The organism is Halomonas rhizosphaerae, from assembly GCF_030010555.1.
Lineage (GTDB): Bacteria > Pseudomonadota > Gammaproteobacteria > Pseudomonadales > Halomonadaceae > Halomonas > Halomonas rhizosphaerae.
In genome coordinates this window covers 80,976-94,062 of the sequence record NZ_JASCQP010000015.1, presented here as the reverse complement: position 1 = coordinate 94,062, position 13,087 = coordinate 80,976, and the positions used below count along the sequence as shown (strand labels likewise).

General features: G+C 68.8%; 16 protein-coding genes. 10 read left to right on the top strand and 6 right to left on the bottom strand.

Annotation, left to right across the window (positions count from 1 at the left end; all coding sequences use genetic code 11):
- Window positions 1-20: 20 nt before the first annotated feature.
- Both QLQ83_RS04690 and QLQ83_RS04685 read left to right on the top strand, forming a co-directional pair.
- Window positions 21-1,484: an aminoacyl-histidine dipeptidase gene (locus QLQ83_RS04690; RefSeq protein ID WP_282734393.1), complete on the top strand. Its 1,464-nt coding sequence runs from the start codon at window positions 21-23 to the stop codon at window positions 1,482-1,484.
- Window positions 1,485-1,542: 58 nt separating this feature from the next.
- Window positions 1,543-2,958, top strand: a complete 1,416-nt coding sequence (locus QLQ83_RS04685; protein ID WP_282734392.1) for a DNA recombination protein RmuC — start codon at window positions 1,543-1,545, stop codon at window positions 2,956-2,958.
- 84 nt (window positions 2,959-3,042) lie between these two features.
- Here the strand turns inward: QLQ83_RS04685 and QLQ83_RS04680 are convergent, their stop codons facing one another.
- Both QLQ83_RS04680 and QLQ83_RS04675 read right to left on the bottom strand, forming a co-directional pair.
- Window positions 3,043-3,516, bottom strand: a complete 474-nt coding sequence (locus tag QLQ83_RS04680) for a Dps family protein (RefSeq protein ID WP_282734391.1) — start codon at window positions 3,514-3,516, stop codon at window positions 3,043-3,045.
- Window positions 3,517-3,635: 119 nt separating this feature from the next.
- The gene (locus tag QLQ83_RS04675) at window positions 3,636-4,781 is read right to left on the bottom strand and encodes a glycerate kinase (RefSeq protein WP_282734390.1); all 1,146 of its coding nucleotides are present in this window, start codon (window positions 4,779-4,781) and stop codon (window positions 3,636-3,638) included.
- A 127-nt stretch (window positions 4,782-4,908) separates the two neighbouring features.
- Here QLQ83_RS04675 and QLQ83_RS04670 point away from each other — a divergent pair, with 127 nt between their 5' ends.
- Genes QLQ83_RS04670 through QLQ83_RS04655 form a run of 4 tightly spaced genes read left to right on the top strand, consistent with a single transcriptional unit; the run spans window position 4,909 to window position 7,504 of the window.
- On the top strand, window positions 4,909-5,445 hold the full coding sequence (locus QLQ83_RS04670; protein WP_282734389.1) for a hypothetical protein: 537 nt from the start codon (window positions 4,909-4,911) through the stop codon (window positions 5,443-5,445).
- Window positions 5,442-5,798, top strand: a complete 357-nt coding sequence (locus tag QLQ83_RS04665; RefSeq protein WP_282734388.1) for a Slp family lipoprotein — start codon at window positions 5,442-5,444, stop codon at window positions 5,796-5,798. Before QLQ83_RS04670 ends, QLQ83_RS04665 begins: the two co-directional genes overlap by 4 nt.
- A gap of 27 nt (window positions 5,799-5,825) precedes the next feature.
- Window positions 5,826-6,497 (top strand): DUF1007 family protein, encoded by a 672-nt coding sequence (locus tag QLQ83_RS04660; RefSeq protein WP_282734387.1) that lies wholly within the window; start codon window positions 5,826-5,828, stop codon window positions 6,495-6,497.
- Window positions 6,488-7,504 (top strand): nickel/cobalt transporter, encoded by a 1,017-nt coding sequence (locus QLQ83_RS04655; protein WP_282734386.1) that lies wholly within the window; start codon window positions 6,488-6,490, stop codon window positions 7,502-7,504. The genes QLQ83_RS04660 and QLQ83_RS04655 overlap by 10 nt, the downstream gene beginning before the upstream one ends.
- On the opposite strand, the gene QLQ83_RS04650 is transcribed toward QLQ83_RS04655, so the two are convergent.
- Complete coding sequence (locus QLQ83_RS04650) at window positions 7,501-7,935, bottom strand: HIT domain-containing protein (protein ID WP_282734385.1); 435 nt, start codon at window positions 7,933-7,935, stop codon at window positions 7,501-7,503. The two genes, QLQ83_RS04655 and QLQ83_RS04650, sit on opposite strands and share 4 nt — an antisense overlap.
- A gap of 137 nt (window positions 7,936-8,072) precedes the next feature.
- Between QLQ83_RS04650 and QLQ83_RS04645 the strand changes: the two genes are divergently transcribed.
- From QLQ83_RS04645 to QLQ83_RS04630, 4 genes are all read left to right on the top strand, one after another.
- Window positions 8,073-8,819, top strand: a complete 747-nt coding sequence (locus QLQ83_RS04645; RefSeq protein ID WP_282734384.1) for a sulfite exporter TauE/SafE family protein — start codon at window positions 8,073-8,075, stop codon at window positions 8,817-8,819.
- 86 nt (window positions 8,820-8,905) lie between these two features.
- Window positions 8,906-9,037, top strand: coding sequence for an entericidin A/B family lipoprotein (locus QLQ83_RS04640; protein ID WP_282734383.1), 132 nt, complete (start codon window positions 8,906-8,908; stop codon window positions 9,035-9,037).
- 102 nt (window positions 9,038-9,139) lie between these two features.
- On the top strand, window positions 9,140-9,271 hold the full coding sequence (locus QLQ83_RS04635) for an entericidin A/B family lipoprotein (protein WP_282734382.1): 132 nt from the start codon (window positions 9,140-9,142) through the stop codon (window positions 9,269-9,271).
- Window positions 9,272-9,386: 115 nt separating this feature from the next.
- On the top strand, window positions 9,387-9,719 hold the full coding sequence (locus tag QLQ83_RS04630) for an I78 family peptidase inhibitor (RefSeq protein ID WP_282734381.1): 333 nt from the start codon (window positions 9,387-9,389) through the stop codon (window positions 9,717-9,719).
- A gap of 13 nt (window positions 9,720-9,732) precedes the next feature.
- Here the strand turns inward: QLQ83_RS04630 and QLQ83_RS04625 are convergent, their stop codons facing one another.
- The 3 genes from QLQ83_RS04625 to QLQ83_RS04615 all read right to left on the bottom strand — a co-directional run bounded on the left by QLQ83_RS04625 (window position 9,733) and on the right by QLQ83_RS04615 (window position 13,082).
- Window positions 9,733-10,242 carry an acyl-CoA thioesterase gene (locus tag QLQ83_RS04625; protein ID WP_282734380.1) on the bottom strand — a complete coding sequence of 170 codons (510 nt, stop codon included), beginning with the start codon at window positions 10,240-10,242 and terminating at the stop codon, window positions 9,733-9,735.
- An 84-nt stretch (window positions 10,243-10,326) separates the two neighbouring features.
- Window positions 10,327-11,637, bottom strand: a complete 1,311-nt coding sequence (locus QLQ83_RS04620; protein ID WP_282734379.1) for a short-chain fatty acid transporter — start codon at window positions 11,635-11,637, stop codon at window positions 10,327-10,329.
- 71 nt (window positions 11,638-11,708) lie between these two features.
- The gene (locus tag QLQ83_RS04615; RefSeq protein WP_282734378.1) at window positions 11,709-13,082 is read right to left on the bottom strand and encodes an MATE family efflux transporter; all 1,374 of its coding nucleotides are present in this window, start codon (window positions 13,080-13,082) and stop codon (window positions 11,709-11,711) included.
- Window positions 13,083-13,087 lie beyond the last annotated feature (5 nt).

Below are 13,087 nucleotides of genomic sequence, written 5' to 3'. Positions count from 1 at the left end.
AACCGCGAGACAGAACCGTCATGAACGCACATCTCGAGCAGCTCTCCCCCCGGCCCCTGTGGCATCACTTCCGCACCCTGTGCAACACGCCGCGTCCCTCCGGCCACGAGGCCGCGCTGGTGGTGATCCTGGAGCGCTGGGCCGACACGCTGGGCCTGGCCCATGACCGCGACGCCTTCGGCAACCTGCGCATCCGCAAGGCCGCCACGCCGGGCTTCGAGTCGGCCCCGGGGGTGATCCTGCAGGGTCACCTGGACATGGTGGCCCAGGCCAATGCCGACCATCCCCACGACTTCACCCGGGATCCCATCGAGACCCGGGTGGGCGAGGATGGCTGGCTGCGCGCGTGCGATACGACCCTGGGCGCGGACAACGGCCTGGGGGTGGCGGCGGCGCTGGCGATCCTCGAGGACGAGACCCTGGTACACGGCCCGCTGGAGGCGCTCTTCACCCTGGAGGAGGAGTCCTCCATGGGCGGGGCCCTCAACCTGGCCGAGGGTTGGCTCGAGGGACACCTGCTGCTCAACCTCGACTCCGAGGACCGTGGCCAGGTCTACATCGGTTGCGCCGGCGGCGCCGACGTCATCGTCGAGGCCCAGCTGCCCACCGCGCCGCTGGTCGACCACGAGGTGGCGCTGCGGCTGTCGCTGACCGGGCTCTCGGGGGGGCACTCCGGCATCGACATCCACAACGGGCGCGGCAACGCCAACCGGCTGCTGGTGCGGGTGCTGCGTGCCCTCGAGCCCTTCGGTGCGCGGCTGGTCGACTACCATGGCGGCACGCTGCGCAATGCCCTGCCGCGGGAGGCCTTCGCCACCCTGGTCCTGCCCGGCGACGAGCAGGCCTCTGCCAGTGAGCGAGTGGCCGTGCTGCAGGAGGAGCTGCGCGCCGAGCTGGCCGGGGTCGACGAGGGGCTTACTCTGACGCTGTCGCCACTGGAGGTCCGGCCTACCGAGGCGCTGACGGAGCACGCCAGCCAGCTGCTGGTCCGTGCCCTGCACGTGGCCCCCTGCGGCGTCGAACGCATGAGCGTCGCGGTGCCGGGGGTGGTGGAGACCTCCAACAACCTGGGCGTGGTCAGCCTGGAGGGCGGGCGCTTCCACCTCTGCGCCCTGGTGCGTTCGCTGCGCGACAGTGCCACCGAGGACCTCGCCGACCGCTTCCGGGCGCTGTTCGAGCTGATCGGCGCCCGCACCCGGGTCGAGAACGCCTACCCGGGCTGGACGCCGAACCCGGATAGCCCGCTGCTCGCGCGCTTCTGTCGCCTGCACCGTGAGCGGCTGGGCAGTGACCCCGAGGTCAAGGTGATCCACGCCGGCCTCGAGTGCGGCATCCTCGGCGGCAAGTATCCGCAGCTGGACATGATCTCCTTCGGCCCGCTGATCCGCGGTGCCCACTCCCCCGACGAGCGGGTGGAGCTTACTTCCGTGGCGGAGTTCTGGGAACTGCTGCGCGCCCTGATCGAGGACCTGGCCAGGGGCTAGGGGCTGCTCCTCGGCAATCGCGGTCGACACCATGGTGCAAGGCTCAGGAGTGACCGAGATGAATGAACTGCTGCAGGAGGTCGTACCGGCCTGGCTGGCCTTGGGGCTGGCCGGGCTGCTGGTGGCGATGGCCTGGGCGGGACTGTCCTGGCGCAAGCGGCTGGTCGCCGTCGAGGCACGCCTCCTCGTCCGGGAGCAGGCGCTTGCCGAGGGCGAGGCCACCGTGCGGCGGCTGGAGCAGGAGCTGGCCCAGAGCGATGCGCAGCTGGATGGCAGCCGCGAGCGCCTGGCCGCCCTGGAGGCCGAGCTGGCCGCGACGCGCGACCGGCTGGCCGAGCGGCGCGAGCATGCCGCCCGGCTGGAGGTCGAGCGCGAGCAGATGGCGCTGCGTCATCGCGAGCAGCTGGACCTGCTGGAGGAGGCCCGGGAGCGGCTCAAGGAGGAGTTCCGCCAGCTCGCCGGGCGCATCTTCGAGGAGCGCCAGCAGGCCTTCTCGGTGCAGAGTCGCGACAGCCTGGAGGCCCTGCTGCGGCCCTTCCGCGAGCAGGTCGACCAGTTCCGTCGTCGGGTCGAGGAACTGCATGGCCAGCAGAGCCGCGACAGCGGCTCCCTCAAGGCCCAGCTGGAACAGCTTGCCGGGCTCAATGCACGCCTCGGCGACGAGGCCGCGGGCCTCGCCCGGGCCCTCAAGGGCGACCAGAAGGCACAGGGCCATTGGGGCGAGCTGATGCTCGAGACCGTACTGGAGCGCAGCGGCCTGCGTCGGGACATCGAGTACCGCCGAGAGGTCTCGCTGCAGGGCGACCAGGGTCGCCAGCGCCCCGATGCGGTGATCTACCTGCCCGACGACCGCCATCTGATCGTCGACGCCAAGGTGTCGCTGGTGGCCTGGACCCGCGTGGTCAATGCAGAGGACGAGCCCGAGCGCGAGGCGGCCATGAAGGCCCACCTGCAGTCGCTGCGCGGCCATGTCGCCGGGCTATCGGGCAAGGACTACCCCGCGCTGCCGGGGCTCAACTCGCCGGACTTCGTGTTCCTCTTCGTGCCGGTGGAGCCGGCCTTCGCCGCCGCCTTCGAGCGCGATCCCACGCTCTTCCAGGAGGCCTTCGACCGCCAGGTGGTGGTGGTCACCCCGACCACCCTGCTGGCCAGCCTGCGCACCGTGGCCGGCCTGTGGAGCCTGGAGCGCCAGAACGAGAACGCGCGCCTGATCGGCGACCGGGCCGAGAAGCTGCTGGCCAAGTTCTCCGGTTTCGTCGAGAGCCTCGAGGAGGTCGGCCGTCACCTGGAACGGGCGGGCGACAGCCATCGCCGGGCCATGGGGCGGCTCTCCAGCGGGCAGGGCAGCCTGGTGGCCCAGGCCACCGAGCTGCAGCGCCTGGGGGTGCGCATGAAGAAGCCGTTGCCGACGGAGCTGGTGCGCGCCGCCGGGGGAGGGGGCGAGCCGGACGACGAGGTGACGGGGCCCTCCTGAGCCCCGGGTCGGACGACGAGGCCAGCAACGACGACGCCGCCCCGAGGGGCGGCGTCGTGTGCGGTGGTCCTGCGGAGCCGGTGATCAGTCGAGGTAGGCGCCCAGCATCCACACGGTCTTCTCCTGCTCGCGGATATAGTCGCCGGCCTGGGCGGCGGTGCCCTCGTCGTCGGCATCCGAGGCCAGGGAGAGCAGCTCGCGCTGGAGCTCGATCAGGGTCTGGTAGCCCTCTAGCACGCCGCGCACGCAGGCCTCGCCGTCATGGACGTTCTTGTCCTCCTGGATCCTGGCGAGCTTCACGTAGTCGCTGTAGGCGTGAACCGGCTGGTGGCCCAGGGTGAGGATACGCTCGGCGACCTCGTCGACCTTGGTCAGCAGGTCGGTGTAGAACTCCTCGAACTTCTCGTGGAGCTGGAAGAACTGGCGGCCCTTCACGTTCCAGTGGTAGCCGCGCACGTTCATGTAGAAAATCTGGTAGTTGGCCAGCAGCTCGTTGAGCTTCTCGGCCAGCTGGCTGGCGCTGGCCTCGTGCAGGCCGATGGTATTGGTGTCGCTCATGCAATGCCTCCTTGATCGCGATGCAGGTAGGGTAATACGTGCGCCGGCGGTGGATAAGTCGATTGTCGCCATGGCCACCATAGCCGATGCCCATGACATGCGGGTGTCGGCCGCGCTCTTCAAGGCCGACGGCCGGCCAGGGCGACCCAGAAACGCACCAGGCCCTCGGTGCGATCGGCCAGCAGCTCGGCGCTGCGCGCGAGGGCCTCGTCCAGCGCCATGGGGCCATCGGCCAGGGCGAAGGCGGCGGTGACGCCCTCGTCGAAGGCGGCCTGCCAGCCCGGGGCCAGGCGCCCGGCCAGCACCACCACCGGCACGTCGTGACGATAGGCCAGCCGCGCCACGCCCACCGGCGTCTTGCCGGCCAGGCTCTGGCCGTCGAGCTGGCCTTCGCCGGTGATCACCAGGTCGGCGTTCGCCAGCAGGGCCTCGATACCGGCCTGCGCCATCACCAGCTCGATGCCGGGGCGCAGCTCGGCGCCGAGGAAGGCCCGGGCGGCGAAGCCCATGCCCCCGGCGGCGCCGGCCCCGGGCAGGTCACGGTGCTCCTCGCCCAGGGTCGCGGCGGTGACGTCGGCGAGGCGGGTCAAGGCGGCATCGAGGCGCGCCACCTCCTCCGGCGTGGCGCCCTTCTGGGGGCCGAAGACCGCACTGGCGCCGCGCTCCCCCAGCAGCGGGTTGTCCACGTCCACCGCGGTCTCGACCCGCAGGCCGGCCAGGCGCGGGTCGAGGCCCTCGAGGTCGAGCTCGGCCAGGTCGGCCAGGGCGGCGCCGCCCGGTGCCAGGTCGCGGCCCTCGGCGTCACGCAGTCGCGCCCCCAGGGCGGCCAGCATCCCCGCCCCGCCGTCATTGGTGGCACTGCCGCCGAGCGTGAGCAGCAGGCGTTCGGCACCGGCATCCAGCGCCTCGCGGATCAGCTCGCCGACACCGAGGGTGGTGCTGTGCAGGGCGGTGCGCTCGTCGGGCGCCAGCGCCTGCAGGCCACTGGCCTCGGCCAGTTCCACGTAGGCGGTGCGGCTCCCGGCGTGCCAGCCCCAGTCGGCCCGGGCAGGGCGTCCCAGGGCGTCGTGGACGTCAGCCGAGTGCCGCTCGGCCCCGGTGGCAGCCAGCAGGGCATCCAGGCTGCCCTCTCCACCATCGGCCAGCGGGCATTCCAGGGCCTCGATGTCGCCACCGGCACGTCGCGCCCCGACGGCGATGGCGCGCGCGGCGTCGGCGGCGGGCAGGGCATCCTTGAAGCTGTCCGGGCAGATGAGGATCTTCATGTCCGCTCTCGTCGTGTGGAAGGGGTTTCCAGCTTAGCGCCAGCCGGCGCGGGACAGAACCCCGGGGCGCTTCATCCCTGTCGGCTTCCGGCGTAGACTGCTTTTTACCCTTCGCGGAGATCATCCGATGCGTGCATGGTTGTTAATGCTGCTGCCGGCGGTGCTGGCCGGCTGCCAGGTGACGCCGACGACCCTGCCCGTGGCCGAGCCTGCCCCGGCCGCCGAGTGCCGCTGGCCCGCCGGGCCCGGTGACAGCCTGGCCAGGGCCGTCACGGCCCTGGAGACGGAGGGCTTCCTGGTGCGGCACACCGATGCCTCGCTGGGACTGGTCAGTGCCGAACGCGCCCGGAACACCATCTATCACGACCATGGCGTCGAGCGCCTGCCCCGATTCGGCGGCTTCGTGCTGGGCGGCAGTGGTGGCCATGTCGCCTCCGGCGTGATGATCGGCATCGGTAGCGGCATCGGATCGGCGACCGACGAGGCGACTCGAATCGAGCGGGTCTCGGTGGTGGTGGGGGCGCAGCAGGTGCAGGTGTCCCGGGATATCCGCATCTTCGACTGGCGAGGTGAGCTGCGCGAGTCACGCAGCGCCAGCGATGCCGCCTTCTGCCGCGATCTGCGTGCTGCCATCGAGGCCGTACCGGCACAGGAGGCCCCATGATGCGTGCCCCCCTCGTCATCCTGCTGGTCGCCTGGCTGGCCGGCTGTGCCACGCCGGCCCCGCCTGAGCCCCGCGAGATTTACCTGGCGGCGACGCCCGAGACCACCCTGCGCGAGGCCATGGACCTGCTGATGGAACGCGGCTACGTGATCCATCATGCCGACGCCGACCTGGGTCGCCTGGAGGCGGTGCTGGGCCGGATGCCGGGATACGGCGTGTCGCTGCGCGTGGCCGGCCAGGGGGACGGCAGCCGCGTCAGCTTCATCGCTACCCGCGGTGGTCGGCCCCTGCCGCCCACCGTCCTGGACCCGCTGCTGACCGACCTGCAGTCGCGGCTGGGGCTGTTGCCCTGACCTGCTCGAATGATGACAAGGCCTACGATGATTCCTTACGTACTCTTCCCTCGCGTGATCGGCGTGCTCTGCCTCGCCGCCGGCCTTCTTCTGCCGCTTACGGCCACGGCGCACCCCCACGGCTGGATTGACCTGCGCATGCGCCTGGTGCTCGACGATGAAGGCCGGCTGGAAGCGCTGCAGCAGTCATGGCGCCTGGACCCCTTCTACAGCTTGGTGCTGCTCGAGGAGCTCGAACGTGAGCAGGGGGACGGTGGGGTCGAGGCCGCTCTGGATCAGTTGGGCGGCGAGATGCGGAATACCCTGTCGCCGCAGGACTATTTCACCGAGCTGCAATGGGGCGACGACAGGCCAGGTTTCGGCGAGGTCGAGGAGTACACGGTGCTCGCACGGGAGGGGCGCATCGAATTCGTCTTCCTGCTGCCGCTGGCTGAACCGCTGGACCTGACGGGAGGGCCACTGCGTTACCGGGTGTTCGACCCCTCCTACTATATCGAGGTGGTGCACGAAGCGGAGGGTGATACGCCGCTTGACGATGCCCTGGTGGTGAGCGGCAAGCTCGATTGCGAGACGCGCATCCTGGCGGCAGAGCCCGATCCCGAGCGAGTCATGGAGGCCGCCATGCTGGATGTCGATGACACCGCCGAGTCGGGGCTGGGGCGTCACTTCGCCGAGACCGGGGAGGTGGTATGCCATTGACGGTGAGGCACCTGACCGTGGTACTGGTGGCCCTGCTGGTGGTTGCGGCCCTCCTCCAGTTCGTCATGCAGGGCGGCCTGAATGCCATCACCCTGCAGCTGGTGACCTGGCAGCGCGACTTCCATCGCGCGCTGACCATGGCCATCACGGGGATTTCCGGCACACCCTCGCCGGCGACCTGGACGACCCTGCTCGGCATCAGCTTCGGCTATGGCGTCTTCCATGCCGCCGGCCCCGGCCATGGCAAGGCGGTGTTGACCACGTATCTGGTCTCCCAGGGCGGGGCACGGCGGCGAGCGCTGGCGCTCTCCTGTGCCGCCTCCCTGCTGCAGGGACTGGTGGCCATCGCCCTGGTGGTAGTGCTGGTGCATGGCCTGGACTGGTTGACCCGCCAGGCCATGGGCAGTGTGGCCTGGGTCGAGCAGGCGAGCTTCATCATGGTGGCGCTGCTCGGCGCCTGGCTCTGCCTGCGTGCCATCCGCCAACTGCGCCGCCCGGTGGTGGCATCCGGCGATGGCTATGTCCATGACGGGCATCAACATCACCCGGGTCACGACTGTTGCGGGGGGCACCACCATGTGGATCCGCAGCGGGCCGGGGATTGGCGCACGGCCCTGGCCACGGTGGTCGCCATCGGCATACGCCCCTGCAGCGGGGCCGTTCTACTGCTGGGGGCGGCGACCCTGCTCGGCAATTTCATGGTCGGGGTGACGGCGGTACTGGTGATGTCGCTGGGTACCGCCCTCACCGTCTCGTCCCTGGCGCTGGCAAGCGTGTTCGCTCGAGGCTGGGCAGAGCAGCGGCTGGCGGCCCGGAGCACGGACCACCGCATCGGCAGGCTGCTGGGCTGGGCCGCCCTGGCGGGCGGGCTGGCCATCATGGTCCTGGGGGTGTCGCTGACCGTGACCGGCGTCGGCCAGCCGGCCAGCGCGCTGCTGCTGGGCGAGCCCCCGTCGCGCGGTGCGACGGCGCAGCCGGATACTGCGCCCCATCCCTTCGGCGGTTAACCTTCGTGCGATGCCAGGTCCAGCCCTTCCACCTCGGCCAGGATGCGGGCACGCATGTCGGCCAGCCGGTCAAGGTCATAGCCCTCGGCCTGACCATGGCCCCAGACCGGCGCCGGCCAGGCGGCATCCTCGCGACGCCGCACGATGACGTGCACATGCAGCTGGGCGACGACATTGCCGAGGCTGGCGATGTTGAGCTTGTCGCCACCGAGGGCATCGAGCATGGCCCTGCCGACCGCGCTGGCTTCCCGCCATAGCTGCTGCTGAGCTGGGGCATCGAGCTGGAACACCTCGCTGACCTCGAGGCGGCGCGGTATCAGCACCAGCCAGGGGAAGCGGGCATCGTCCATCAGCCGCAGCTGGCACAGCGGCAGTTCGGTGACGGGATAGCTGTCATCCACCAGACGGGGATCGGGTTCGAAATCCGACATCACGGGGCTCCTTTCGCGTCGGCTGTCCCTGTCCGTCATCATGGCACAACTACCCGATATCGGGGCAGATTCCCCCTACAGGGCTGCCCCGGTATGCTGGACGGCCTTTCTCCGACCCGCAAAAAACGGACGCTGTCATGACGCTGCTCGAGGCGCTTGCCCTGCTGGCCATCGGGACCCTGGCCGGGTTCATCAACGTGCTCTCCGCCGGGGGCTCGATGCTGACCCTGCCACTGCTGATGTTCCTGGGGTTGCCGCCTCAGGCGGCCAACGGCACCAACCGGGTCTCGATCGCGCTGCAGAGCATCTCCGCGGTGACCAGCTTCTTCCGTGCCGGTGCACGCTACCTGGGCCTCTCGTTGCGGCTCTCGGTGCCGGCAGTGGTCGGCTCGGTGCTCGGTGCCTGGCTCGCCCTGCAGACCGGGGATGGGCTCTTCGAGGCGATCCTGATCACGGTGATGGCGTGCTCGGCGGTGTTGATGCTGCTGCCCCAGCCGCGCCTGGAGACCCGGACCCTGACACCGGAGCGCCTCACGCCGGCGGTCTATCTGGCCATGTTCGCCATCGGCCTCTATGGCGGCTTTATCCAGGTTGGTGTCGGCATCCTGTTTATCGTGGTGCTCTACCGTATGCTGAAGATCGACCTGGCCCAGGTGAACGTCTTCAAGGTGCTGATCATACTGGTCTACACCCTGCCGGCTCTGGCCATCTTCCTGGCCAACGATCAGGTGCGCTGGGGCTACGGCCTGGTGCTGGCGGCCGGCAGCATGCTGGGGGCCTGGTTGGCGGTGAAAGTCAACATGAGCCCGCGTGGCGCCTTCGTCGTCAAGTGGCTGACCATCGCGGTGATCATCGCGATCATCCTGCGGCTGCTGCTGGGGTGAGCCCACTGGGCACTTTCGCCGTATCTGCTAGATTTAAGGGGACACCCCTTGTGTTCCACATCGGGAACGGCAACGAGGACGCCATCATGAAACGAATGATATCGCTGATAGTGGTCTCACTTTTCACCCTTTCCCTGCTCAGCGGCTGCAATACCATGCGCGGGGCCGGCGAGGACATCGAGGAGGGCGGCGAGGCGATCCAGCGCTCCAGCTCCTGACGTTGCTGTCCCGGAGCAGGTTGGCGAGTGGGCTGCTAGGCTGAAATTGCCATTGCTTCACGGCAAGGAATGGATCCCTGAACCCGTTAAGGAGGACATGCCATGAAGAAAGTGATCGCCATGGGCTTCATGCTGCTGATGACCGCCGGCCTGCTCGCCGGGTGTAATACCATGGAAGGCGCCGGTCGGGACGTCGAGCAGGGTGGCGAGGCCGTGCAGGATGCCGCCAGCTGAGCTCCCGCTCATCCGGCATAGCAAGCCTGCCTAGGTTGACACGGGCACGCCCTTCGGCGTGCCCGACTTGATTCATTTTTCGACAAGATCCCCGTTCACTAGCTGGAACTCCCGCATGTTGCTCGCCTGGAAACCCTGGCTGGCCACCGCTGGCCTGTCGCTGATGACCGCCTGCAGTGCCACGAACGATCCCCCGGTTCCCCGCGCGCCGGCACCCGAGCCTCCTCGCGTCACCGAGGTCGAGGATGCCTGTGGTGCCGGCCGCGTCCAGGACCGGGTGGGGCGCCACTTCGATGAGGCGCTGGGTGCGTCCCTTCGTGAAGAGAGCGGTACCGACACGCTGCGCGTGATGCGCCCCGGCGAGGCCCATACCCTCGATTACCGGGCCGAGCGCCTCAATGTTCGCCTGGACGACCGGGACCGGATCACCGCCCTGAATTGCGGCTGACGCACGCTTCTTCTCAGGGGTCGCCGTGCTCGGCCTGGGTGCGACGCTCTTCCTCCTCGGCCTGCTTGCGCAACTTCTTGCGCAGGGCCGCCTTCTCGAAACGCAGCTTCTGGAGCCGGGTCGCCAGCTTCAAAGGCGGGACCCGTGCCGGCTTGCCGGTGTCGTCCACGGCCACCATGGTCAGGTAGCAGCTGTTGGTGTGGCGGATCACCTTCTTGCGGATGTCCTCCGCCACCACCTTGATGCCGATCTCCATGGAAGAACTGCCGACATGGTTGACGCAGGCCAGGAAGGTGACCAGCTCGCCGACATGGATCGGCTGCTTGAACAGCACCTGGTCGACGGACAGCGTCACCACGTAGTGGCCGGCATAGCGGCTGGCACAGGCATAGGCCACCTCGTCGAGCTTCTTGAGGATGGCGCCGCCATGCACCTTGCCACTGAAGTTGGCCATGTCCGGTGTCATCAGCACGGTCATCGAGAGCTCGTGCTGCCCGTTCAGCGGTTGGTCGTCCATCGTCATGCTCCCTTGAGGTTTCCTACAGCATAACGCCTTGCCCCCGCGAGGGGAGCAAGGCGTTTGATGCGGGGCAGTCAGGCCCGGTGATCAGAACCAGGTCAGGCCCACCGCGATGATGATACCGGTGATGAACAGCTGGATCAGGCAGAAGCCCATGATGTCCTTGGCCTTGAGGCCGGCGATGCCGAGCACCGGCAGGGCCCAGAAGGGCTGCAGCAGGTTGGTCCAGGCGTCCCCCCAGGCCACGGCCATGGCCACCCGGGGAATGTCCACGCCCAGGGCCTGGGCGGCGGGCAGCATCACCGGCGCCTGCACGGCCCACTGGCCGCCACCTGAGGGCACGAAGATATTGACGATACCGGCGCTGATGAAGGACCAGAAGGGCAGGGTGGTCTCGGTGGCAAAGGAGATGAGGGTCTCCGACATGCTCTCGGCCAGCCCCGACTGCACCATGATCGCCATGATGCCGGCATAGAAGGGGAACTGGATGACGATGCCGGCACCGCCCTTGATCGCCTCCTGGAGGCTCTCGAGCAGGCTACGGGGCGTGCGGTGCAGCACGATGGCCAGCGACAGGAACAGGAAGTTGACCACGTTGAGGTTCAGGCCGCCGTCGCGGAAGATGAAGTGGTCGAGCAGGAACAGCACCCCGGGGATGCCTACCAGCCAGGCCAGGGTCGTGCTGTTTTCCAGGCGCTCGGCGGGACGGGTGATGCGCACGCGCCTTTCCTCGTCGTCACCCAGCAGCTTGGGGTCGATATAGACGCTCTCCTTCTCGTCGGGGAGCATCAGCCGGTTGACCAGCGGTACGGCGATGAACAGGCAGGCCACGATGGCCAGGTTGAACAGCGAGAAGATGGTATCGCCGGTACCGATCACGCCGATCTGCTCGGCGGTGAAATGGTCGTCGGTGGCGATGGTCAACGGGATCGAGCCGGCCAGGCCGCCGTGCCAGACGATGAAGCCGGAGTAGGCGCTGGCCACCAGCAGGCGGTAGTCGACGCGCACCAGGCGGGCCAGTTCCTTGGCGAACAGCGCCCCTACCACCAGGCCGAAGCCCCAGTTGATCCAGCTGGCGACCAGCGACACCAGGGTGACCAGGATGATGGCGCTGCCGGCATTCTTCGCCAGGCCGGCGAGCTTCTGCAGCAGGCGCTTGACGGGCGGGGAGCTGGCCAGCATGTAGCCGGTGACGAGGACCAGCAGCATCTGCATCGAGAAGGTCAGCAGGCCCCAGAAGCCGTCGCCCCAGAAGCGCATCACCGCCAGCGGGGTCTGGCGTTCCACTGCGATGGCCGCGGCGGCGGCGATGATCGTCAGCAGCAGGACGAAGATGTAGGGGTCGGGCAGGTAGCGTTCGACCAGCTTGACGGCTGGTCTCGATAGGGCCTTGAGCATGAGGGTTCCCTTCTTCTGTGGTCGAGTTGTCGCGTGTCTGAAAGAAAGTAGCGCAACCTCAGAGGGTTGCGCTACCCGGCGCGGGAGACTCCTTCAACGCCGTCGGCCGCGGTGTGGTGGCGCCAGCGGGAGCGGCGGTGGTGCCGGTAGTAGGCCGCCAGCACGCCCGAGCGCACCACGGCAAAGGCCAGGAAGGCCAGCCACAGACCGTGGTTGCCCAGGGGCGTGGTCAGCCACCAGAGTGGCAGGTAGACGGCGAGTCCTGCATAGATGCTGTTGCGCATCTCGCGGATCGCCGTGGCCCCGATGAAGACGCCATCCAGCAGGTAGCTCCACACCGCCACCAGCGGCATGACGACCATCCAGGGCAGATAGTCGCCGGCGGTGGACCGCACCTCCGGCAGGCCCGTCAGGAGCGCGATCAGCCACTTGCCCCCCAGGGCGAAGGCCAGCGCTGCCAGCCCCGCTGTGACCAGCGAGAAGCGCGCGGCACTGCGGACGACCTGGCCGAACTCGTCGAAGCGTCGGCGGCCCACGGCACGGCCGGCCAGCGCCTCGGCGGCATGGGCGAAGCCGTCCAGCGCGTAGCTGGTCAGCATGATGAACTGCAGCAGTACGGCGTTGGCCGCCAGCACCGTGTCGCCCTGGGCGGCGCCGCGGGAGGTGAAGAAGGCCATGGCGAACAACAGCCCCAGGGTGCGCACGAAGAGGTTGGCGTTGACCCGGAAGAGCTCGCCATAGGCGGCCAGGCGCAGCAGTCGTTCGCGCAGGAAGCGCCCTTCCAGCAGCTTGAGCTGGCGCGAGACCAGCCAGAGGCCGAAGGCCAGTGCCGTGTAGTCGGCGAGCACCGTGGCCCAGGCCACGCCGTCGCTGGCCATCCCCAGCCCCACCACAAACAGCAGGTCGAGGGCGATGTTGACGCCGTTGGTCAGCACCAGGATGGCCAGCGTTACCCGTGAGTTCTGCTGGCCGAGGAACCAGCCGAGGATGGCGTAGTTGGCCAGCACCGCCGGGGCGGAGAGCAGGCGGATGCGGGCGTACTCCGCGGCCAGCGCCGTGGCCACCTCGCTGCCGTCGAGCAGCCACAGTCCGAGGGTCACCAATGGGCCACCGGCGAGGATCAGCCCCATACCGATCACCAGGGCGAGCAGCAGCGACTGGCCGAGCAGGTTGCGCACCTCACCGTCCGCCTCGCGGCCCACCGCCTGGGAGGTGAGGCCGGTGGTGCCCATGCGCAGGAAGCCGAAACCCCAGTAGAGGAAGCTGAACAGCGTCGCGCCCAGGGTCACCCCGGCGAGATAGCGCGAGTCGGGCAGGTGGCCGACCACGGCAGTATCCACCAGCCCGAGCAGCGGCACGGTGATGTTGGAGAGGATGATCGGCCAGGCCAGCGATAGGATGCGCTGTCGCGTGCCCGCGCGGGCAGTGGTCTTGGGCGACGTCACGGCGG

What these genes read in the sequence shown, in the direction of transcription:
- QLQ83_RS04690 (WP_282734393.1), top strand. Translation starts at nt 21, where the DNA reads ATGAACGCACATCTCGAGCAGCTCTCCCCCCGGCCCCTGTGGCATCAC.
- QLQ83_RS04685 (WP_282734392.1), top strand. Translation starts at nt 1,543, where the DNA reads ATGAATGAACTGCTGCAGGAGGTCGTACCGGCCTGGCTGGCCTTGGGG.
- QLQ83_RS04680 (WP_282734391.1), bottom strand. Translation starts at nt 3,516, where the DNA reads ATGAGCGACACCAATACCATCGGCCTGCACGAGGCCAGCGCCAGCCAG.
- QLQ83_RS04675 (WP_282734390.1), bottom strand. Translation starts at nt 4,781, where the DNA reads ATGAAGATCCTCATCTGCCCGGACAGCTTCAAGGATGCCCTGCCCGCC.
- QLQ83_RS04670 (WP_282734389.1), top strand. Translation starts at nt 4,909, where the DNA reads ATGCGTGCATGGTTGTTAATGCTGCTGCCGGCGGTGCTGGCCGGCTGC.
- QLQ83_RS04665 (WP_282734388.1), top strand. Translation starts at nt 5,442, where the DNA reads ATGATGCGTGCCCCCCTCGTCATCCTGCTGGTCGCCTGGCTGGCCGGC.
- QLQ83_RS04660 (WP_282734387.1), top strand. Translation starts at nt 5,826, where the DNA reads ATGATTCCTTACGTACTCTTCCCTCGCGTGATCGGCGTGCTCTGCCTC.
- QLQ83_RS04655 (WP_282734386.1), top strand. Translation starts at nt 6,488, where the DNA reads ATGCCATTGACGGTGAGGCACCTGACCGTGGTACTGGTGGCCCTGCTG.
- QLQ83_RS04650 (WP_282734385.1), bottom strand. Translation starts at nt 7,935, where the DNA reads ATGTCGGATTTCGAACCCGATCCCCGTCTGGTGGATGACAGCTATCCC.
- QLQ83_RS04645 (WP_282734384.1), top strand. Translation starts at nt 8,073, where the DNA reads ATGACGCTGCTCGAGGCGCTTGCCCTGCTGGCCATCGGGACCCTGGCC.
- QLQ83_RS04640 (WP_282734383.1), top strand. Translation starts at nt 8,906, where the DNA reads ATGAAACGAATGATATCGCTGATAGTGGTCTCACTTTTCACCCTTTCC.
- QLQ83_RS04635 (WP_282734382.1), top strand. Translation starts at nt 9,140, where the DNA reads ATGAAGAAAGTGATCGCCATGGGCTTCATGCTGCTGATGACCGCCGGC.
- QLQ83_RS04630 (WP_282734381.1), top strand. Translation starts at nt 9,387, where the DNA reads ATGTTGCTCGCCTGGAAACCCTGGCTGGCCACCGCTGGCCTGTCGCTG.
- QLQ83_RS04625 (WP_282734380.1), bottom strand. Translation starts at nt 10,242, where the DNA reads ATGACGATGGACGACCAACCGCTGAACGGGCAGCACGAGCTCTCGATG.
- QLQ83_RS04620 (WP_282734379.1), bottom strand. Translation starts at nt 11,637, where the DNA reads ATGCTCAAGGCCCTATCGAGACCAGCCGTCAAGCTGGTCGAACGCTAC.